Origin of the sequence: Massilia haematophila, from assembly GCF_042647645.1 — a bacterium.
GTDB classification, from domain to species: domain Bacteria; phylum Pseudomonadota; class Gammaproteobacteria; order Burkholderiales; family Burkholderiaceae_D; genus Telluria; species Telluria haematophila.
In genome coordinates, this window is the sequence record NZ_JBHRVV010000001.1 from 3263000 (window position 1) to 3282170 (window position 19171).

A 19171-nucleotide genomic window follows, 5' to 3' on the forward strand; every position below is an offset into this window, starting at 1 on the left:
ATGAACATCGATGAAATTCGTTTCAGCACAGTATGCTGTGGAGAATGTCATTATGCCGAGATCACTACCACCAGCGGCTATGCGTCTGTTTATCGCGACATCCACAGCGGCGCTTATCGCATTCGTAGCTACGGCATCGATAAAATGCCAATCAGTAACGAGTCCGCGATGAGCGCATGCGAATTTACCGACTGGCTAAGCATGAATACCTGAGCAATTTCACCGGCCATGCCCGGATGCGGTCTGATCGCTACGAGAAATACGCTTCCGATGCGATGGTGATGACGATGACCAGCAGCACAGCCAGAACCAGCACCACCAATAAACGTCCAAACCTCGGCGAGCCCGTCTCATCGGGCTCGTCCGGCTCGCGGTCGTCGGAAAACTCCCTCATGGCAGCAGGATGGTCGAGCCGGTGGTGCGGCGCGACTCGAGGGCGATGTGGGCTTGTGCCGCCTCGGCCAGCGGGTAACGCTGGTTGATGCCGATCTTGACCTTGCCGCTGGCGACCATGTGGAACAGGTCGGCAGCCATCGCCTCCAGTTCCGGGCGGGTGGCGGCGTAGGCGCCGAGCGAGGGGCGCGTGATGTAGAGCGATCCGCGCGAGGCGAGTTCGTTCAGCGAGAACGGCGGCACCGCGCCCGAGGAATTGCCGAAGCTGACCATCAGGCCGCGCGGCTGCAGGCAGTCGAGCGAGCGGATGAAGGTGTCCTTGCCGACCGAATCGTAGACTACCGGCACCTTCTTGCCGCCCGTGATCTCCAGCACGCGCGCCACGATGTCTTCCTCGTTGTAGTTGATGACGTGCGCGGCGCCGTGCGCCAGGGCGAGTTCCCCCTTCTCTTTCGAACCGACCGTGCCGATCAGGTTCACGCCGAGCGCACGCGCCCACTGGCAGGCGATCAGGCCGACGCCGCCGGCCGCCGCGTGGAACAGGATGGTCTGGCCCGGCTGCAACTGATACGTGCCGTTGAACAGGTATTGCACCGTCAGGCCCTGCAGCATCATGGCGGCGGCGGTCTCGAAATCGATCGTGTCCGGCAGCTTCACCAGGATGTCGGCCGGCATGACGCGCAGCGCGCTGTAGGCGCCGTTCGGGCGCCCGGCGTAGGCCACGCGGTCGCCCGGCCGCACATGGGTGACGCCCTCGCCCACCGCCTCGACCACGCCGGCGCCTTCCTGGCCGAGGCCGGATGGCAGCGGCATCGGGTACAGCCCGGTGCGGAAGTAGACGTCGATGAAGTTCAGGCCGATCGCATGCTGGCGCACGCGCGCCTCGCCCGGGCCCGGCTCGCCGACCTCGACGTCGACGTATTCCAGCACCTCCGGTCCGCCGGTCCGGGTCAGTCGGATTGCCTTGGCCATCATTGTGTCTTCTCCTTGTCGTTGGCATGCATGAGTTGGTTCAGCACCAGGTGCGCCGTCGCGACATTCGTCGCGCAGGCGACGTCGTGCACGTCGCAGGCGCGCACCAGGGCGTTGATGTCGGGTTCGTGCGGTTGCGGCGTCATCGGATCGCGGAGAAAAATCACGCAGTCGATCTCCCCCATCACCAGCTGGGCGCCGATCTGCAGGTCGCCGCCGAAGGGGCCCGAGTGCTTGCACTCGACCTCCAGCCCGAGCTCGTTGATCAGGCGTCCGCCCGTGGTGCCGGTGGCCGACAGCGTGCAGCCGGCCAGGAAGTCCCGGTATTCGGCGGCGAGCGTGATCATGTCGTCCTTCTTCTTGTCGTGCGCGATGAGTGCGATGCGTGGCTTCATTCTTCGTCTCTTTCCTATTTTTTCAGGGACAGCATGTAGATACCCACCAGGACGAGGCCGGTGCCGGCCAGCTGCACCGCGGTGATCGGCTCGCCCAGCACCAGGGCGCCGAGGAAGAGCGTGGACACCGGGCCGATCATGCCGGCCTGCGAAGCGGTGGCGGCGCCGATGCGCTGCACCGCGGCCATCGTCATGAACACCGGGAAGATAGTACAGAAAAGTCCATTCACGAGCGAGAGCCCGTATACCGGCAGCGGCTGCACCAGCAGCGAGGCCGGGCGCAGCAGGAAGAACTGGGCGATGCAGGCGACGCTCGACACGCACATCGCATACGCCACCAGGCGCAGCGAGCCGATGCGGCGCACCATCTCGCCCGAGCCGAGCAGGTAGAAGGCGTAGGTCAATGCGGATGCAAGCACGAACAGCGCGCCGACTGCCGTGCTGCCGGCGCCGCCGGCCAGGTCGTGCACGAACACCAGCACGATGCCGCAGTAGGACAGCGCCAGCGCGCACCACTCGACGGCGGCGATGCGGCGCTTGAAGACCACGGCCGTGATCGCCAGCACGAAGGTCGGGGTCAGGAACAGGATCAGGCGCTCGAGCCCGACCGAGATGTACTGCAGGCCCAGGAAATCGAGGTAGCTCGACAGGTAATAGCCGACCAGCCCGAGGCCGGCGATGCGCCAGCGGTCGGGCCAGCCCAGGGGCGCTTCGGTGCGCATCTTCCAGAGCGCCACGCCAGCGAACACCGGAAGCGAGAACAACATTCTGAAGGCGATCAAAGTAACTGCATCGATGTGGTAGCGATACAGCAGTTTGGCGACCACAGCCTTCATGGAAAACAAAACGGCGCCACCGATGGCGATGGCGAGACCGGCAACCAGGCCAGAGTGTGGCGTGGATGCTGCGGATGTGCTTGATGAGTCCTGGGTCATGCGTCGATTGTACGGCGAAGCATTGAATCAAGCTCGGCAGCGCCCGGAACGCAAGCCCATGCGCCAAGTCAAAGCTCCACAATCACTACTCATGAGGAACCACAATGCCGAACTGGAGCTTGACATGGCCGCCCGCCCCCAGGGAGGCGGCCCGATGAGCGCGCTGATCCGTGTCGACCCCTCGGCCGGGCGCGACCGGCCGTTCGTCATCGCCTGGCTAACCGCGCTTGTCGCGCTGTGCTGGGCCTGCCTGGTGTTCCGGGCGCTGCGCATCTCGACGGTCGACCCGGGCGCCCTGCCCGCTGCCCTGCCCGGCGCCGTGCTGGCGGCCGCGCCCCAGGTCTCGCCCTACCGCGCGCACGAACTCGGCCTGGTGCTCGCGATGTGGGGGGCGATGCTCTGGGCCATGGTGCTGCCGGCCGCCACCCCGGCGATCCTGCTGTTCGCCCGCATCAACCGGCTGGCGCATACCGTGCGTTACCCGAACCTCGCCACGCTGCTGTTCGTGGTCGGCTACCTGATGGTGTGGGGCGGCTTCGGCGCCCTCGCCGCCCTGGCCCAGTGGGCGCTGCACGACGCCGGCGCGCTCGACGCCAACATGGCCGTCACGAATGCCAGCGCCTGCGGCCTGGCCCTGGTCGCGGCCGGCCTCTACCAGTGGACGCCGGCCAAGCATGCCTGCCTGCAGATGTGCCGCAGTCCGCTCGCCTTCGTGCTGACCGGCTGGCGTCCCGGCCTGTTCGGGGCCTGGCGCATGGGCTTCACCCATGGTCTCTACTGTTGTGGCTCGTGCTGGCTGCTGATGCTGCTGCTGTTCGCGGCCGGCGTCACCAACCTGGCGGCCCTGATCGCACTGGCGGCGCTGATCCTGGCCGAGAAGCTGCTGCCGGGCGGCACGGTGGTGGCCTGCGTGGGCGGCCTGGGGCTCGTCGCATGGGCGACACTATTGCTGTTTCCATAACACGAGAGCCGACGGTTCGCGGGCGGGCGCATGCTAAAATGTCGCCCACTCTTGCATAAGGGAAGCGCAAAAAACCGTCGCGAGCGGCGGCGAGGGGCGCCCCAAACCGTCTAAGGAATTCTCGAACATGGCTGGACACAGCAAATGGGCCAATATCAAGCACAAGAAAGCCGCCACTGATGCCAAGCGCGGCAAGATCTGGACCCGACTGATCAAGGAAATCACGGTCGCCGCGCGCATGGGCGGCAGCGACGTCAACGCCAACCCGCGCCTGCGCCTGGCGGTCGAAAAGGCGGCCGACGCCAACATGCCGAAGGACAACGTCAACCGCGCGATCCAGCGCGGCGCCGGCGAACTCGAAGGCGTCAACTACGAAGAGGTCCGCTACGAAGGCTACGGCATCGGCGGCGCGGCCATCATCGTCGACTGCCTGACCGACAACCGCGTGCGTACCGTGGCCGAAGTGCGCCACGCCTTCAACAAGTACGGCGGCAACATGGGCACCGAGGGTTCGGTCGCCTTCATGTTCAAGCACGTCGGCCAGTTCCAGTTCGCGCCGGGCGTGGACGAGGACAAGCTGATGGAAGCGGCGCTCGAAGCCGGCGCCGACGACGTGGTGCAGGACGAGGAAGGCGGCTTCGAAGTGCTGTGCGCCCCATTCTCCTACGCCGGCGTGAAGGAAGCGCTGGAAAAGGCCGGCTTCAAGGCCGAAGTCTCGGAAGTCATCATGAAGCCGGACAGCGAGACCGTGCTGGTCGGCGACGATGCGGTCAAGATGCAGAAGATCCTCGATGCGCTGGAAAACCTGGACGACGTCCAGGACGTCTACACCAACGCCGTCATCGAAGAATAAACGACGAGAGCCATATGAAGATTCTGGTAGTCGGCTCTGGAGGCCGTGAACATGCCCTGGCCTGGAAACTGGCCCAATCCGAACGCGTCCAGACGGTCTACGTCGCGCCCGGCAACGGCGGCACCGCGCTCGATACGCGCCTGGTGAACGTCGAGATCACCGACCCGGCGGCGCTGGCCGACTTCGTCGTGGCGGAACACGTCGCGCTGACCCTGGTCGGCCCGGAAGCGCCGCTGGCCGCCGGCATCGTCAACCTGTTCCGTTCGCGCGGGCTGAAGATCTTCGGCCCGACGCGCGAGGCGGCGCAGCTGGAAAGCTCGAAGGATTTTGCCAAGGCCTTCATGCAGCGCCACGGCATCCCGACCGCGAAGTACCAGAGTTTCTCGGATGCGGCCCAGGCCCACGCCTACGTCGACGCGAACGGCGCGCCGATCGTCATCAAGGCCGACGGCCTGGCGGCCGGCAAGGGCGTGGTCGTCGCCATGACACTTGCTGAAGCCCATTCTGCGGTCGACCACATGCTGTCCGATAACGCCTTCGGCGACGCCGGCGCGCGCATCGTCATCGAGGAATTCCTGGCCGGCGAGGAAGCCAGCTTCATCGTCATGTGCGACGGCAAGAACGTGCTGCCGATGGCCACCTCCCAGGACCACAAGCGCCTGAAGGACGCCGACCAGGGCCCGAACACGGGCGGCATGGGCGCCTATTCGCCGGCGCCGATCGTCACCCCGGCGATGCACGCACGCGTGATGCGCGAGATCATCAACCCGACCATCCAGGGCATGGCCAAGGACGGTATCCAGTTCACCGGCTTCCTCTACGCCGGCCTGATGATCGACGCCGAAGGCAACCCGCGCACGCTGGAATTCAACTGCCGCATGGGCGACCCGGAAACCCAGCCGATCATGTCGCGCCTGAAAAGCGACTACGTCACCGTGCTCGAGCATGCTTGCAACGGCACGCTGGACGCGGTCGAGCTGGAATGGGACCGCCGCACGGCGGTGGGCGTGGTGATGGCAGCCGCCGGCTACCCGGACAGCCCGCGCAAGGGCGACGTCATCGACGGCATCCCGGCCGAGACGGCGGAATGCATCACCTTCCATGCCGGCACCACCCTGGCCGATGGCGTCCTGAAGACCAACGGCGGCCGCGTGCTGTGCGTGGTCGGCCTGGGCGACAGCGTCAAGATGGCGCAGAAGCAGGCCTATGACGTGGTCGACCGGATCCGTTTCGACGGCGCGCAGTTCCGCCGCGATATCGGGTGGCGCGGGATCAAGTAAGCCGTCGGCATTTCATTCATCAGGCGCGTCGCCGATAGCGGCATTTGTCGTTGTCGCCGGTTCGGAACTGTTGTACCGCGTGGGTTCAAGAACCCACCCTACGAAAATCGCACCGCGATGCGTCAGAACGCGGCGGGCGCCTTTGTAGGGTGGGTTCTCGAACCCACGCCGTCCTTGGCACCCAAAGCAGCGAATTCCGTACGCACACCGCGCACAGTGTACAATCGCCATCAATTTTGACTCCCGTAGCGATCCCCATGTCCACCCCCTCCCCATCCGCCATCAAAGCCTGGCTGCTCGACCTCCAGTCGCGCATCGTCGCGGCCCTGGAAGACGTGGACGGCAAGCCTTTCCTGCGTGACAGCTGGGAACGCCCCGAAGGCGGCGGCGGGATCTCGCGCCTGATCGAGGAAGGCAATGTCCTCGAGCGCGGCGGCGTGAATTTCTCGCACGTGATGGGCGCCAACCTGCCGCCGTCGGCCGCCGCGGCGCGTCCGGAGCTGGCGGGCCGCGCCTGGGAAGCGATGGGCGTGTCGCTGGTGCTGCATCCGCGTAACCCCCATGCGCCGACCGTGCACATGAACGTGCGCTTCTTCGAAGCGACGGCCGAGGGCAAGGACCCGGTCTGGTGGTTCGGCGGCGGCATGGACCTGACGCCCTACTACGGCAACGTCGACGATGCCCGCCACTTCCACCGCGTCTGCCACGACGCGCTGGCGCCCTATGGCGAGGACCTGCACCCGCGCTTCAAGAAGTGGTGCGACGAGTATTTCTACCTGAAGCACCGCAAGGAAGCGCGCGGCGTCGGCGGCATCTTCTTCGACGACTTCAACGAACTGCCGTTCATTGATGCCTTCGCCATGGTGCAGCGCGTCGGCGACGGTTTCCTCGACGCCTACCTGCCGATCCTGAAGAGCCGCAAGGACACGCCCTACGGCGAACGCGAACGCGACTTCCAGGCTTACCGCCGCGGACGTTACGTCGAGTTCAACCTGGTGTGGGACCGCGGCACCCACTTCGGCCTGCAGTCGGGCGGCCGGACCGAGGCGATCCTGATGTCGCTGCCGCCGATCGTCAAGTGGCGCTACGACTGGCATCCGGAACCGGGCAGCGCCGAAGCCGCGCTGTACACCGATTTCCTGCCGCACCGGGACTGGCTCGCTTCGTGATTCCCTGCGTTGCCCTGCTGGGGGGCAGTTTCGATCCCGTGCACCACGGCCACGTGGCGCTGGCGCGCCTGTTCGCCGAGCTGCTGGCGCCGACCGAATTGCGCGTGCTGCCGGCCCGGCCCTGGCAGAAGGCCGCGCTGCAGGCCGGCGACGAAGACCGGGTCAACATGCTGGAACTGGCGTTTCGCGAGGCCGGCCTGGCGGCAGTCGTCGACCGCCGCGAAATCGACAGCGGCAAACCGACCTATACGGTGGACACCCTGCGCGGCCTGCGCGCCGAACTGGGACCGGAGGTCTCGATCGTGTTCCTGATGGGGGCCGATCAGTTGCAAAGACTGGACAGCTGGCGCGACTGGCGCGAGCTGTTCGACCTGGCGAATATCGGCGTCGCCGCCCGGCCGGGCTACAGGCTGGAGCAGGACGCCATGCCACCCGCGGTGGCGCAGGAAATCGCGCGGCGGCTGGCGCCGCCGCAACAGGTGAGGACGACGCCCTCGGGGCTGGTCTGCCTGGCGCATACCCTGGCGGTGGATATTTCCGCGACTCAGGTGCGCGCAGCACTACAGGACGGCGCCGCATCCGGGCCTGCCCCGGAGAATGGCGCGACCGCGTACCTGGCGCGGGTAGTGCTAGACTACATTCAACAACATAATTTATACAGAAACTAATGGATATCAAAAAACTGCAAACCCTCGTCGTCGACGCCCTCGAAGACGTCAAGGGCCAGGACATCATGCTGTTCGACACCACCCACCTGACCAGCCTGTTCGACCGCATCGCCGTGGTCTCGGGCACGTCGAATCGCCAGACCAAGGCGCTGGCCGCCTCGGTGCGCGACAAGGTCAAGGCAGCAGGCGGCGACGTGGTCGGCCTGGAAGGCGAAGACACCGGCGAATGGGTGCTGGTCGACCTGGGCGACATGATCGTCCACATCATGCAACCGGCCATCCGCCAGTACTACCGCCTGGAAGAAATCTGGGGCGAGAAGCCGGTGAAGCTGGGCGCAGCCAAGCGCAAGTCGACGCCGGAAGCGGCCGAGGCAGCCGAGCCGAAGACCAAGTCGAAGCACCTGGCCGCGAACCAGGAGCAGCCGGAAGCCAAGCCGGTGCGCGAGCGCAAGACCGCGACGAAAACCGCCGCCGCCAAGACCGTCGCCGCGAAGAAGCCGGCCGCCAAGAAGGCCCCGGTCGGCAAGGTCGTGAAAGTGGCGCCGAGCAAGAGCGAGATCGCCGCCGTCGAAGCGACCAAGGCCAAGCCGCCGAAGCGCACCCCGAAAGCCGCGCCGGCAGCCGCCGAGCCGGTCAAGAAGGTCATCAAGCGCGTCGTCAAGAAGGCCGCCGAGTAAGTTTCGATGCAACTCATCATTGCCGCGGTCGGCCACAAGATGCCGGCCTGGATCGAGACCGGCTTTACCGAATACACGAAGCGCATGCCACCCGAGCTGCGCATCGTGCTCAAGGAAATCAAACCGGTCGAGCGTTCCGGCAGCAAGACGGCGGCCACCGCGATGGCGCTCGAGCGCGAGCGCATCGAAGCGGTGCTGCCGAAAGGCGCACGCATCATCGCGCTCGACGAGCGGGGCAAGGACCTGACAAGTGTTGGTCTTTCCCAACAATTGTTGGGCTGGCTGCAGGACGGGCGCGACACCGCCTTCCTGATCGGCGGCGCCGACGGCCTCGATCCTGAACTGAAGGCGCGGGCCGAAGGGATGATCCGGATTTCCAGCATGACCCTGCCGCACGGCATGGTCCGTGTGATGCTGGCGGAGCAGCTCTATCGCGCCTGGTCCATTACCCAGAACCATCCGTATCACCGCGTCTGAATCGGCCCCTCATGAAAGCGCACGACAAGAAAATCTACCTCGCCTCGAAAAGCCCGCGGCGCCGCGAACTGCTGCGCCAGGTCGGCATCGACTTCGACCTGCTGAGCCTGCGCAGCGACCCGGCGCGCGGCGTCGACGTGCCCGAGGATGTGCTGCCGGGCGAACCCGCGCACGAGTACGTGGTGCGCGTGGCGCGGGAGAAAGGCGCTTTTGCCTGGAAGGTGCTGCAGCAGCGCCGCCAGCCGCTGCGTCCGGTGCTGACGGCCGACACCACGGTCACCATCGACGACGAGATCCTCGGCAAGCCGGCCGACCCGGCCGAGGCGAAGGCGATGCTGGAGCGCCTGTCGGGCCGCACCCACCAGGTGCTGACCACGGTCGCGGTGCACTACACGGATTTCGCCCAGCACATCACCCAGGTCTCGGACGTGCGCTTCGCTCCGCTGTCGCCGCAGCAGATCGCCGCCTACTGCGCCACCCTCGAACCCTACGACAAGGCCGGCGCCTACGGCATCCAGGGCCTGGCCGCGCTGTTCATCGAGCACATCGAAGGCAGCCATTCGGGCATCATGGGCTTGCCGCTGTTCGAGACGGCGGCGCTGCTGCGCAAGGTGGGCGTGCCGGTTTGATGGCCTCGGCATCATCTGCATCTCATCTCTGGCTTTCGCGGTCCAGGTTCGGCTAACACTGCTCGTATTTTCGCGTGGGCACGGGGTGCCCACCCTACGAGATGCGCGGCGGACCATCGGATAAGCCGCGCGATCTCCCGTAGGGTGGGCACTCCGTGCCCACGCGAACATTTGCGTCACGTTGGCCTACAGACGCGGCCTCAACCCTACGGAACCACATCGGCCTCCGCGGAACACCCCGCAGCCCCACCTTCCCCCATCCCAGCGTGTATCATGACACTCTGAACAATATCCTTACGCGCAGCGCTCATGAACGAAGACATCCTCATCAATATCACCCCGCAGGAAACGCGCGTGGCGCTGGTCCTGCAGGGCGCGGTGCAGGAGTTGCACATCGAGCGCACGCTGACGCGCGGCCTGGCCGGTAACGTATATTCGGGCAAGGTGGTGCGGGTGTTGCCGGGCATGCAGTCGGCCTTCATCGACATCGGCCTGGAGCGCGCGGCCTTCCTGCACGTGGCCGACATCTGGGAAGCGCGTCCGCACGACAATTCGAACGTGCCGCCCACGCCCATCGAAAAGCTGCTCTACGACGGCCAGGTGCTGACCGTGCAGGTCATCAAGGATCCGATCGGCACCAAGGGCGCGCGCCTGTCGACGCAAATCTCGATCGCCGGCCGCATGCTGGTCTACTTGCCGCAGGACAAGCACATCGGCATCTCGCAAAAGATCGAGAAGGAAAGCGACCGCGAACTGCTGCGCACGCGCATGCAGGAACTGCTGCCGGCGGACGAGAAAGGCGGCTACATCGTGCGCACCCAGGCCGAGGAAGCCAGCGACGCCGACCTGGCCGCCGACATCGATTACCTGCGCAAGACCTGGGCCGCGATCCAGCACGGCGCCCGCACCCGCCCGGCCACGAGCCTGTTATATCAGGATTTGAACCTGGCCCAGCGCGTGCTGCGCGACTTCGTGCACGACGAGACGGCGACGATCCAGGTCGACTCGCGCGAGAACCATCTGATGCTGGTCGAGTTCGCCAAGGTCTACACCCCGAGCGTGCTGTCGCGCCTGCAGCACTACACCGGCGAGCGCCCCCTGTTCGACCTGTACGGCGTGGAAGAGGAAATCCTGCGCGCGTTGGGCCGGCGCGTCGACCTCAAGAGCGGCGGCTACCTGATCGTCGACCAGACCGAGGCGATGACCACCATCGACGTCAACACCGGCGGTTTCGTCGGCGGCCGCAATTTCGCGGACACGATCTTCAAGACCAACCTGGAAGCGGCCCACGCCATCGCGCGCCAGCTGCGCCTGCGCAACCTGGGCGGCATCATCATCCTCGACTTCATCGACATGGAGAACAACGAGCACCGCAACGCCGTGCTGCTTGAACTCAAGAAGACCCTGGCGCGCGACCGCACCAAGGTCTCGGTCAGCGGCTTCTCGGCCCTGGGCCTGGTCGAGATGACGCGGAAGCGCACCCGCGAGTCGCTCGCCCACATCCTGTGCGAGCCCTGCCCCGCCTGCAGCGGCAAGGGCCAGGTGAAAACCTCGCGCACCATCTGCTACGAAATCCTGCGCGAACTGCTGCGCGAAGCCAAGCAGTTCAACCCGCGCGAATTCCGCATCCTCGCCTCGCAGGAAGTGGTCGATTTGTTCCTGGAAGAGGAGTCGCAGCACCTCGCCATGCTGGGCGACTTCATCGGCAAGAAGATCTCGCTGCAGGTGGAGAAGGGTTACCACCAGGAGCAGTACGACGTGATCCTGATGTAGGACGAGGCGCCCGCCGCCACGGGTGCGCTCCATGGGTGCGCTCCACGGGTGCGCTCTTATTGCGCGAATCGTCCTAAGATCGCGCCATGAACAGCCAAGCCTCCATCCGCCTCGACATCTGGAGCGACTACGTCTGCCCCTTCTGCTACCTGGAACTGCCCGCCGTGCAGCGCCTGCAACAGGCCTATGGCGACCAACTCGAGGTCGTCTGGCGCGCCTTCGAACTGCGCCCCGATCCGAAACCCACGCTCGATCCGGACGGCGAATACCTACACACGACCTGGAACCGCTCGGTGTACCCGATGGCGGCCGAACGAGGCATGACCCTGAAACTGCCGCCGGTGCAGCCGCGCAGCCGCAAAGCCTTCGAGGCGGTCGCCTATGCGCGCGAGCAGGGCCGCTTCGACCTCATGCACGAGGCGCTGTTCCGGGCATTCTTCGTGGACGGCCGCGATATCGGCGACCCGGGCGTGCTGGAGGATATCGGGGTCGAGTGCGGTGTCGACCGGCTCGGCCTGAGCGAAGCGCTCGGCAGCGCGCGCCATACCAATGAGGTGCTGGAAGACCAGAAGCTGGCGCATTCGCTCGGCGTGGCCGGGGTGCCGATCATGGTCTTCCGCCCAAGCGGCGCCGGCTGGGACCAGGCGCTGGCGGTGCGCGGCGCCGTGCCCTACGAGACCATGGAGGCGGCGCTGCGCCAGGTGCTCGAAGGCGCAGGCCGCTAAGAACCTGTCCCGGTACGGTATTCCAGGCGCCCGTCGCGCAGCTTCAACCTGCGCACGCCCGGCAAGCCGATCAGATCGCGGTCGTGGCAGGCCATGACCACGGTGCTGCCCTGCTCCAGCAAGGTCGGGATCAGCGCAATCACCTGTTCGCGCGCGCTGCCGTCCAGGTTCGCGGTCGGTTCGTCCAGCAGCAGCAGACGCGGCCTCAAGACGCGCGCGCGCGCCAGCGCGACGCGCTGCTTCTCGCCGCCGGACAGGCGCGCCGGGTCGGTATCCTGCAGGTAGTCGACGCCAGCCCAGGCCATCGCCTCGTCCACCGCCTTCTTCACGTCCGCCTTCGATGCGCCGCGCGCGCGCAGGCCGTAGGCGATGTTGTCGGCCACGCTGGTCGAAAACATGATCGGGTGCTGGTGCACGTAGACGATGGCCGCGCGCAGCGCCTGCGGATAGGGATGCAGCGAGACCGGTTGGCCGTCGAAGGACACCTCGTCGACCTCGGCCGTCTCGAGCCCGCCGAGGATGCGCAGCAGCGTGCTTTTTCCCACGCCGTTGGCGCCGGTCAGCACGTAGGCGCTGGCCGCGTCCAGCGTCAGTTCGGCGATGTCGAACAGCAGGCGCTCGCCGTGCCGCTTGCGCAGGCCGCGCACCGTCAGCAAGGCGCTCATGCGCGGCCCCCGGCGGTATGCGCTTCTCCCTGCAGCAGCATCAGCGCGCCGTTCATCACCAGGGCCAGCGTGACCAGCACGATGCCCAGCGCGATCCCCTGCGCGAACTCGCCCTTGCTGGTTTCCAACGCGATGGCGGTGGTGATGGTGCGGGTCTCGCCCTGGATGTTCCCGCCCACCATGAGGGCGCAGCCGACTTCCGAGATCACGCGGCCGAAGCCGCTGATCACGGCCGCCATCACGCCGTAGCGCGCCTCGTGCAGCACGGTGGTCATGGTGCGCCAGCGCGAGGCACCGAGGGCGCGCGCGGTCTCGGCATAGCGCGGATCGAGCGCCTGCACCGCCGCCAGCGTAAAGGCGAGCAGCACCGGCAGGCCGACCACGAACTGGCCTGCGATGATGCCCGATTGGGAGAATAGCCACTCCAGTGGCCCGAGCGGCCCGCGGCGCGACAGCAGCAAATACAGCAGCAGGCCGATCAGGACCGTGGGCAGCGACAGCGCGCACTGCGCCAGCCAGACCGCGATGCGGCGGCCCGGGAAGCGATGCATGGCGATCGCGTAGCCGAGCAGCACGGCGGGCGGCGTCGCCAGCAGCAGGCCGATCACGCTGGTCTTGATCGAGACCCAGATGATGTGCCAGAGCGCGGCGTCGCCCGAGAACAGCAGCGCGAACGCGTGCCGCGTCGCTTCGAACAGGGTCATGCGGGCTTTCGGATCACGAACGAGCGTGCAAGGGCTGGGGCAGCGGCTGCTCGAGCAGCTCGGGCTCGAACACCAGCCGCTCCTGCCCGGCGAGCAGCAGGAAGTGGCGCCCGGTGCAGCGCGCCAGCAGCGACATCCCGACCTTTTCCGCCACCATGTGTCCCATTTGCGTGGTGCCGGAGCGCGACAGCAGGAAGGGAATGCCCATCTGGGCGCCCTTGATCACCATTTCGGAGGTCAGGCGGCCGGTGGTGTAGAACACCTTGTCTTCGCCGCGCATGCCCTCCAGCCACATCAGGCCGGCGATGGCGTCGACCGCGTTGTGGCGACCGACGTCCTCGACGAAGTAGAGCAGCTCGCCCGTGTTGGAAAACAGCGCGCAGCCGTGCACCGAACCGGCCTGTTTGTAGATCGACTGCTGGGTGCGGATGGTCTCGACGATGCGGTACACGACCGACTGGGGCAGGCGCGCATCCGGCGGCAGCGCGATCTGGTCGACCTCGTCCATCAGTCCGCCGAACACCGAGCCCTGGCCGCAGCCGGTGGTGACGACCTTCTTCGCGGTGCGCGCCTCGACGTCGAGGATGCCGCTCCGGGTGACCACCGCCACCGCGTCGACCGACCAGTCGACCTGCACCGATACGACGTCCTCGATGGCGCGCACCAGGCGCTGGTTGCGCAGGTAGCCGAGCGTGAGCGCCTCGGGCGCGCCGCCCAGGGTCATCAGGGTGACGAGCTCGCGCTTGTCGACGTAGACCGTGAGCGGCCGCTCGGCCGGAATCGAGATCGTGGAGCGGCGGCCACGCTCGTCCAGGGCCTCCACCTCATGGGTGAGGTGGGCGCGCGCATCGGACAGCAAGGGACGGTATCGGGACAAGTCTGGGCAATTCATGTTGCCAATTGTGCCACGTCCGCCAGAATTTGGCCGCCACCGTAGCTGCCCTGCGGTGCGACGGTGCCGCCCGGCGTGACGCGCACCGCGCAGTACTTGAACTCGGGGATCTTGCCGAAGGGGTCGAGCGCCGCATTGGTCAGGCGGTTGATCGCCGCTTCGTAATAGCAGAACGGGACGAAAATCGCGCCCAGCGGCGAACTGTCGTCGGCGCGCGCCCACAGTACCACTTCGCCGCGGCGCGACGCGATCGTGATCGGCGCACCCGGCGCAATGCCGAGGCGCTGCAGGTCGAGCGGATGCACCAGCGCCACCGGATCGGGCTCGAGCGCGTCCAGCACGCCGGCGCGCCGGGTCATGCTGCCGGTGTGCCAGTGTTCGAGCTGGCGGCCGGTGATCAGGACCATCGGGTAGTCGACGTCGGGCCGCTCGTCGGCCGGGATGATATCGGCCGGCACGAAGCGCGCCTTGCCGCCTTCGCGCGGGAAGCTGTCGATGAACACCACCGGCTGGCCGGGGTCGTCCTCGCCGCGGCAGGGATAGACCACGGCGCCCTCGCGCTCCAGGCGCTCCCAGCTGATGCCCGCGATGCTCGGCATCAGGCGCCGCATCTCGTCGAACACCTCGGAGACGTGGCCGTACTGCCACGGCAGCCCGAGCCGGTTCGCCATCTGCCCGATGATCCACAAGTCCTGCTTCGCTGCGCCCGGCGGATCGATCGCCTGGCGGCCCAGCTGCACCAGGCGGTCGGTATTGGTGAAGCTGCCGGTCTTTTCGGGGAAGCCGGAGGCCGGCAGGATGACGTCGGCGAGATACGCGGTCTCGGTCAGGAAGATGTCCTGCACCACCAGGTGTTCGAGCGCGGCCAGCGCGGCGCGCGCGTGGTTGGCGTCGGGATCCGACATGGCCGGGTTCTCGCCCATGATGTACATGCCGCGGATTTGCCCGCTTTGAATAGCGTCCATGATCTCGACCACGGTCAGGCCCGGCCGCGGGTCGAGCGTGGCGCCCCAGGCGGCTTCGAAACGCGCGCGTACTTCCGGATTGTCGACGCGCCCGTAGTCGGGCAGCATCATCGGGATCAGGCCGGCGTCGGACGCGCCCTGCACGTTGTTCTGGCCGCGCAGCGGATGCAGGCCGGTGCCGGGGCGGCCGACCTGGCCGGTCATCAGGGCCAGCGCAATCAGGCAGCGCGCATTGTCGGTGCCGTGCACGTGCTGCGACACGCCCATGCCCCACAGGATCATCGAGCCCCGCGAGGTGGCGTACAGGCGCGCCACGTAACGGATGGTCTCGGCGTCGATGCCGCAGATCGGCGCCATCAGCTCGGGGCTGTAGCCGGCGACGTTGCGTTCCAGTTCCTCGTAGCCGAGGGTGCGGCTGGCGATGAAGTCGGCATCGACCAGGCGTTCGCTGACGATCACGTGCATCATCGCGTTGAGCAGGGCGACGTCGGTGTCGGGCTTGAACTGCAGGTAGCGGTGCGCGTGGCGCGCGAGTTCGGAGCGGCGCGGATCGAGCACGACCAGCTTCGCGCCCTCTTTCACCGCGTTCTTGATCCAGGTGGCCGCCACCGGGTGGTTCACGGTGGGGTTGGCGCCGATCAGGACGATGACCTCGGCTCGCGTGACGTCCATCACCGGGTTCGACACCGCGCCCGAGCCGATCCCCTCGAGGAGCGCCGCCACCGAGGAGGCATGGCACAGGCGCGTGCAGTGGTCGACGTTGTTGGTCCCGAAGCCGGTGCGCACCAGCTTCTGGAACAGATAGGCTTCCTCGTTGCTGCCCTTGGCCGAGCCGAAGCCGGCCAGCGCCGCGCCGCCGTGCTGGTCGCGGATCTGCGCCAGGCGGCCGCCGGCCAGGGCCAGCGCTTCTTCCCAGCTGGCCTCGCGGAAGACCTCGAGCACGCGCGCCGGGTCGACCGTGAAGTCCCCGGTCTTCGGCACGCCGTCCCTGCGGATCAGCGGCTGCGTCAGGCGGTGCGGATGGTGGGCGTAGTCGAAGCCGTAGCGGCCCTTGACGCACAGGCGGCCGTGGTTCGCCGGACCGTCGCGTCCCTTCACTTCCAGGATGCGGTTGTCCCTCACCTTGTAGGTCAGCTGGCAGCCGACGCCGCAATACGGGCAGACCGAATCGACCTCCTTGTCGGGAACCGCCAAAGCCACGCCGCGCGCCGGCGCCAACGCCCCGGTCGGGCAGGCCTGCACGCACTCGCCGCAGGCCACGCAGGTGGACGCGCCCATCGGGTCGTCCTGGTCGAACACGATCTTCGCCTCCTGCCCGCGCCCGGCCAGGCCGATGACGTCGTTCACCTGTTCGTCGCGGCAGGCGCGCAGGCAGCGCGTGCACTGGATGCAGGCGTCGAGGTTGACGGTCATCGCCGCGTGGGTGGCGTCGCGCGCGGGCTGGGCGCGCGTGGAGGCAAAGCGCGGCTTGCCCACGCCGAGGCGTGCGCTCCAGTCGTCCAACTCGTTGTGGCGCGTGTAGCGGGCTTCGGGCATGTCCGACTGCAGCAGCTCGAGCACCATCTTCTGCGCCGCAAGCGCGCGCGGGCTGCTTGTACTCACCTTCATGCCGGCGGCGGGATGGCGGCAGCACGATGGCGCCAGCACGCGCTCGCCCTCGATCTCGACCATGCAGGAGCGGCAGTTGCCGACTGCCTCCAGGCCCGGCTTGTAGCACAGGTGCGGGATCTCGACGCCTTCGCGGCGGGCGACCTCGATCAGGGTCTCGCCGGGCAGCGCTTCCACGCTGCGCCCATCGAGCTCGAATGCAATGCGCGGAATATCGGCGTTCATGCTGCCCCCAGTTCGTGTGGGAAGTACTTGATGACGCAGTCGACCGGGTTCGGCGCGGCCTGGCCCAGGCCGCAGATCGAGGCGTCGCGCATCACCTGCGACAGTTCGGCCAGCAGGCCGGTGTCCCATGCGGGCTGCTCGATGAGTGCCAGCGCCTTTGCGGTGCCGGCGCGGCAAGGCGTGCACTGGCCGCAGGACTCGTCCTTGAAGAAGCGCATCGTGTTGCGCGCCGCCGCCACCGCGCTATCGTGATGCGACAGGATCACGACCGCGGCCGAGCCGATGAAGCAGCCGTAGGGCTGCAAGGTGTCGAAGTCGAGCGGAATATCGCCCATCCGGGCCGGCAGGATGCCGCCCGAGGCGCCGCCCGGCAGGTAGGCATAGAAGTCGTGCCCGTCCTGCATGCCGCCGCAATACTCGTCGATCAGCTCGCGCACCGTGATGCCGGCCGGGGCCAGCTTGACGCCGGGCGCGCGCACCCGGCCCGAGACCGAGAACGAGCGCAGCCCCTGGCGGCCGTGGCGTCCATGAGCGGCGAACCAGGCGCCGCCACGTTCGAGGATCTCGCGCACCCAGTGCAGCGACTCGAAGTTGTGTTCCAGCGTCGGCCGCCCGAACAGGCCGACCTGGGCCACGTAAGGCGGACGCAGGCGCGGCATGCCGCGCTTGCCTTCGATCGACTCGATCATCGCCGACTCTTCGCCGCAGATGTAGGCGCCGGCGCCGCGCCGCACATGAATCGGCGGCATGCCCTGCACTGGCGGGTCGAGCCGCAGCTCCTCCAGCTCCCGCTCCAGCAGCGCGCGGCAGCCGTGGTATTCGTCGCGCAGGTAGATATAGATGGCCTCGACGCCGACCGCCCAGGCGGCGACCAGGGCGCCTTCCAGGAAGCGGTGCGGGTCGCGTTCCAGGTAGACGCGGTCCTTGAAGATGCCGGGCTCGCCCTCGTCGATGTTGACCGCCATCAGGCGCGGTCCCGGCGCGCCGCGCACGATACGCCACTTGCGCCCCAGCGGAAAGCCGGCACCGCCCAGGCCGCGCAGGCCGGAGGCTTCGAGGCTGCCGATCACGGCTTCCACATCGTGTTCGCCCGCCACGCAGGCGCGCAGCAGATGGTAGCCGCCGCCGGCGCGGTAAGCGGCGTAATCGATATAGCCTTCCGGCGCATCGGCGACGACGCCGGCGCTCACCTTGGCCAGCACCGCTTCGACGCTGGCGCGCGGCACCGGATGCTGGCCGACCACGACGGCCGGCGCCCCTTCGCAGCGCCCGACGCAGGGCGCGGCCAGCACCCTTACCTCGCGCCCGAGGATGGCCGGCAGCCTCGCCAGCAAATCGGCGGCACCGGCCAGTTCGCAGGACAGGCCGGCGCAGACGCGCACCGTCAGCGCGGCGGGCGCTTGCTCTCCCTCGCGCACGACGTCGAAATGGTGATAGAAGGTGGCGACTTCGAAGACTTCGGCCTGGGCCAGCCGCATTTCCTGGGCCAGCGCGGCGAGGTGGCGGCTGGCCAGGCAGCCGTAGCGGTCCTGGATGGCGTGCAGGTGCTCGATCAGGAGGTCGCGCTGGCGCGACGCATCCCCCAGCAGCGCGCGTATCTCGTCCAGGGCTTGCGGATCGACACGGCGGCCCTTGGGCGCCTCGCGCTTGCGCTGCCGGCTCGGGCCGGCCGGCGCGATCGGGATGATGGGGTGGCTCATTGTCGTCTCCAGGACGGCAGCCTGGCGCGGGGCCGGTTGCCTTGTCATCATGCTTGTACGGCAAGCATATGCCAGTTTTCCCGTCAATTCAACGCATGCCTTGCTCCCGCCGCGGCCAACCGCCCATGATTAGCGCCGCCGCTTCTTCCAGTTGTAGTCCGGCCCGGTGACGTCCACGCCCGGATGGCCGACGGCGTCCGGGTGCTCGGAGCACATGGTCACGAAACGCACGCCCTCGCCGCCGCGCTGGCGGCGGCGCAGCGCTTCCATGAACTGCATGGCCGCGACCATCGCGTCGGTGCCGAAGAGCTGCGCATGGGGGGTGCTTTCCGCTTCCTCGACCATTGTCCAGTAGACCATGTACATCGGCTGACTCCTTTTTACCGGCCAGAACGTCTTGCCGAACAGGCAATTATGACATGATTCTGCGTTTGACAGCCAGATCAAGTCGCACGATTTAGAGACAGATCAATGTTATTTAGCAGAGGAAACGGATACGAAGACA

General features: G+C 67.1%; 21 protein-coding genes. 11 read left to right on the forward strand and 10 right to left on the reverse strand.

The features are described 5' to 3' along the window. Positions 1-213 carry a hypothetical protein gene (locus ACFOPH_RS14470; protein ID WP_312548424.1) on the forward strand — a complete coding sequence of 71 codons (213 nt, stop codon included), beginning with the start codon at positions 1-3 and terminating at the stop codon, positions 211-213. A gap of 37 nt (positions 214-250) precedes the next feature. Here the strand turns inward: ACFOPH_RS14470 and ACFOPH_RS14475 are convergent, their stop codons facing one another. The 4 genes from ACFOPH_RS14475 to ACFOPH_RS14490 are packed head-to-tail and all read right to left on the reverse strand — an operon-like array spanning position 251 to position 2695. Then, on the reverse strand, positions 251-394 hold the full coding sequence (locus ACFOPH_RS14475) for a hypothetical protein (RefSeq protein ID WP_312548425.1): 144 nt from the start codon (positions 392-394) through the stop codon (positions 251-253). Next, positions 391-1365, reverse strand: coding sequence for a quinone oxidoreductase family protein (locus tag ACFOPH_RS14480; RefSeq protein WP_379737936.1), 975 nt, complete (start codon positions 1363-1365; stop codon positions 391-393). Before ACFOPH_RS14480 ends, ACFOPH_RS14475 begins: the two co-directional genes overlap by 4 nt. Further along, entirely contained in the window at positions 1365-1760 is a 396-nt protein-coding gene (locus ACFOPH_RS14485) for a methylglyoxal synthase (protein ID WP_312548426.1), read from the reverse strand. Before ACFOPH_RS14485 ends, ACFOPH_RS14480 begins: the two co-directional genes overlap by 1 nt. A gap of 14 nt (positions 1761-1774) precedes the next feature. Continuing rightward, positions 1775-2695 carry a DMT family transporter gene (locus ACFOPH_RS14490; protein ID WP_312548428.1) on the reverse strand — a complete coding sequence of 307 codons (921 nt, stop codon included), beginning with the start codon at positions 2693-2695 and terminating at the stop codon, positions 1775-1777. 124 nt (positions 2696-2819) lie between these two features. On the opposite strand from ACFOPH_RS14490, the gene ACFOPH_RS14495 reads away from it, so the two are divergent. The 10 genes from ACFOPH_RS14495 (at position 2820) to ACFOPH_RS14540 (ending at position 11907) form a co-directional block, all read left to right on the forward strand. Next, entirely contained in the window at positions 2820-3656 is an 837-nt protein-coding gene (locus ACFOPH_RS14495) for a DUF2182 domain-containing protein (RefSeq protein WP_379736002.1), read from the forward strand. Between the two features lie 127 nt (positions 3657-3783). Continuing rightward, the gene (locus ACFOPH_RS14500) at positions 3784-4509 is read left to right on the forward strand and encodes a YebC/PmpR family DNA-binding transcriptional regulator (RefSeq protein ID WP_312548430.1); all 726 of its coding nucleotides are present in this window, start codon (positions 3784-3786) and stop codon (positions 4507-4509) included. A 14-nt stretch (positions 4510-4523) separates the two neighbouring features. Further along, the gene (gene purD / locus ACFOPH_RS14505) at positions 4524-5789 is read left to right on the forward strand and encodes a phosphoribosylamine--glycine ligase (protein WP_312548431.1); all 1266 of its coding nucleotides are present in this window, start codon (positions 4524-4526) and stop codon (positions 5787-5789) included. 257 nt (positions 5790-6046) lie between these two features. Further along, a complete protein-coding gene (gene hemF, locus ACFOPH_RS14510; protein WP_312548432.1) occupies positions 6047-6958 on the forward strand; it encodes an oxygen-dependent coproporphyrinogen oxidase in 912 nt (303 codons plus the stop codon). Beyond that, positions 6955-7626 carry a nicotinate-nucleotide adenylyltransferase gene (locus ACFOPH_RS14515; RefSeq protein WP_312548433.1) on the forward strand — a complete coding sequence of 224 codons (672 nt, stop codon included), beginning with the start codon at positions 6955-6957 and terminating at the stop codon, positions 7624-7626. The genes hemF and ACFOPH_RS14515 overlap by 4 nt, the downstream gene beginning before the upstream one ends. Continuing rightward, on the forward strand, positions 7626-8303 hold the full coding sequence (rsfS, locus tag ACFOPH_RS14520; protein ID WP_312548435.1) for a ribosome silencing factor: 678 nt from the start codon (positions 7626-7628) through the stop codon (positions 8301-8303). Before ACFOPH_RS14515 ends, rsfS begins: the two co-directional genes overlap by 1 nt. A gap of 6 nt (positions 8304-8309) precedes the next feature. Next, complete coding sequence (gene rlmH / locus ACFOPH_RS14525) at positions 8310-8780, forward strand: 23S rRNA (pseudouridine(1915)-N(3))-methyltransferase RlmH (RefSeq protein ID WP_312548436.1); 471 nt, start codon at positions 8310-8312, stop codon at positions 8778-8780. A gap of 11 nt (positions 8781-8791) precedes the next feature. Beyond that, a complete protein-coding gene (locus ACFOPH_RS14530; RefSeq protein ID WP_312548438.1) occupies positions 8792-9409 on the forward strand; it encodes a Maf family protein in 618 nt (205 codons plus the stop codon). A 309-nt stretch (positions 9410-9718) separates the two neighbouring features. Beyond that, positions 9719-11182: a ribonuclease G gene (gene rng, locus ACFOPH_RS14535; protein WP_379736006.1), complete on the forward strand. Its 1464-nt coding sequence runs from the start codon at positions 9719-9721 to the stop codon at positions 11180-11182. Positions 11183-11268: 86 nt separating this feature from the next. Beyond that, positions 11269-11907, forward strand: a complete 639-nt coding sequence (locus ACFOPH_RS14540; RefSeq protein ID WP_379736008.1) for a DsbA family oxidoreductase — start codon at positions 11269-11271, stop codon at positions 11905-11907. Here ACFOPH_RS14540 and ACFOPH_RS14545 read toward each other — a convergent pair. From ACFOPH_RS14545 to ACFOPH_RS14570, 6 genes are all read right to left on the reverse strand, one after another. Then, positions 11904-12572: an ABC transporter ATP-binding protein gene (locus ACFOPH_RS14545; protein WP_379736010.1), complete on the reverse strand. Its 669-nt coding sequence runs from the start codon at positions 12570-12572 to the stop codon at positions 11904-11906. The genes ACFOPH_RS14540 and ACFOPH_RS14545 overlap by 4 nt on opposite strands. Then, a complete protein-coding gene (locus ACFOPH_RS14550) occupies positions 12569-13276 on the reverse strand; it encodes an ABC transporter permease (RefSeq protein WP_312548443.1) in 708 nt (235 codons plus the stop codon). Before ACFOPH_RS14550 ends, ACFOPH_RS14545 begins: the two co-directional genes overlap by 4 nt. Before the next feature lie 13 nt (positions 13277-13289). Continuing rightward, entirely contained in the window at positions 13290-14168 is an 879-nt protein-coding gene (locus tag ACFOPH_RS14555; RefSeq protein ID WP_312548444.1) for a formate dehydrogenase accessory sulfurtransferase FdhD, read from the reverse strand. Continuing rightward, positions 14165-16966, reverse strand: coding sequence for a formate dehydrogenase subunit alpha (gene fdhF, locus ACFOPH_RS14560; RefSeq protein ID WP_379736012.1), 2802 nt, complete (start codon positions 16964-16966; stop codon positions 14165-14167). The genes ACFOPH_RS14555 and fdhF overlap by 4 nt, the downstream gene beginning before the upstream one ends. Next, positions 16963-18666, reverse strand: coding sequence for an NADH-ubiquinone oxidoreductase-F iron-sulfur binding region domain-containing protein (locus ACFOPH_RS14565; RefSeq protein WP_379736014.1), 1704 nt, complete (start codon positions 18664-18666; stop codon positions 16963-16965). The genes fdhF and ACFOPH_RS14565 overlap by 4 nt, the downstream gene beginning before the upstream one ends. 129 nt (positions 18667-18795) lie before the next feature. Beyond that, the gene (locus ACFOPH_RS14570) at positions 18796-19026 is read right to left on the reverse strand and encodes a hypothetical protein (RefSeq protein WP_379736016.1); all 231 of its coding nucleotides are present in this window, start codon (positions 19024-19026) and stop codon (positions 18796-18798) included. Positions 19027-19171 lie beyond the last annotated feature (145 nt).